Here is a 1,192-nt window from a genome sequence, read left to right on the forward strand (position 1 = left end):
CGATCAGCACATGCCAGGGGTGGCGACCCGCCAGCGGCGCGCGCGCGCCGGGCAGATGCGCGAGCACCCGGTCGAGCGAGTCGCCGGGAATGATCTCGAAGCTCTCGACCGCTTCGCCCGCGCGCTCGATCCGGCGCAGCAGTTGCAGCGCGGCAGCCGGCGATGCCAGTCCCGCCCAGGCGACCGCGCGCGCGCCAATCGCCGGCACCAGGCGGAGCGTGGCGGCGGTGACGATGCCCAAGGTTCCCTCCGCGCCGATCAGCAACTGGTTGAGATCGTAGCCGCGATTGTCCTTTCTGAGCGCGGCGAGGCCGTCATGCACCTGGCCGTCGGGCAGCACGGCCTCCACCCCCGCCACCAGCTGGCGCATCGTGCCGTGGCGCAGCACCTGGGTGCCGCCGGCATTGGTCGAGACGAGCCCGCCGATCGTCGCGCTGCCCCGCGCGCCCAGCGTCAACGGAAAGCGGCGACCGACCCCGCCGGCGGCGTCGTGCAGCGTCGCCAGGATGACGCCGGCCTCCGCGACCGCCAGCCCCGCCTCGCCCGAGATCTGGCGGATCCGGTCCATCCGGCGCAGCGACACGATCAGGGCCGATCCGTCGGACGGCGGCGTTGCCCCCCCGACCATCGACGTATTGCCGCCCTGGGGCACCAGCGCGACCCGGTGGTGCGCAGCCAGCCGGACGATCGCCGCGACCTCGTTCGTGTCGGCGGGACTGAGCAGCGCCGCGGCGCGCCCGTGCCAGCGGCCGCGCCAGTCGGTCGTCCACGGCGCGATCTCGCCGGGATCGGTGGTCACCGCGCGTGCGCCGAGCATGGCCCGCACGTCGGCGATCAGCGCGCGCTGGGCCGGCGTCGCCGCCGGATCGGGCAGGGTCGCGTCCATTGCGGGACGGCGCTATCATGCAACGTCGCTTGCGGCCAGTTCATCGCGGGTTAAATTCGCCAACCACAATAGGGTGAAGATGGCACGGCCTTTGACATATCTGACGCTGCTCGCCGCCGCCGCCTGTCCCAGCCCGGTGCCCGCGCAGGTCGCGCCCCCCGCCGACCCGCCCCGCAACGATACCGGTCGGGTGGTGACGCGCACGATGCGCGTGCAGCAGCGGATCATCATTCGCGTGCCCCGCGCACCGGTGACGCCGGCGGCAGCGCGGTCGATCCCGCCATTGCCGCCGATGAACTGGGTCGA

The 1,192-nt window shown here is 73.3% G+C and carries 2 protein-coding genes; one reads left to right on the forward strand and one right to left on the reverse strand.

What is annotated here, in order from left to right; genetic code table 11:
* Nucleotides 1-886 (reverse strand): FAD-binding oxidoreductase (locus AX709_RS05015; protein ID WP_443026328.1); only part of this gene is annotated, 886 nt, incomplete at its 3' end.
* Nucleotides 887-965: 79 nt separating this feature from the next.
* Here AX709_RS05015 and AX709_RS18535 point away from each other — a divergent pair.
* Nucleotides 966-1,192, forward strand: a 227-nt coding sequence (locus AX709_RS18535) for a hypothetical protein (RefSeq protein ID WP_197432015.1), incomplete at its 3' end; no start/stop codon positions are given.

The organism is Sphingomonas sp. CCH15-F11, from assembly GCF_001557005.1.
Classification (GTDB): Bacteria; Pseudomonadota; Alphaproteobacteria; order Sphingomonadales; family Sphingomonadaceae; genus Sphingomonas.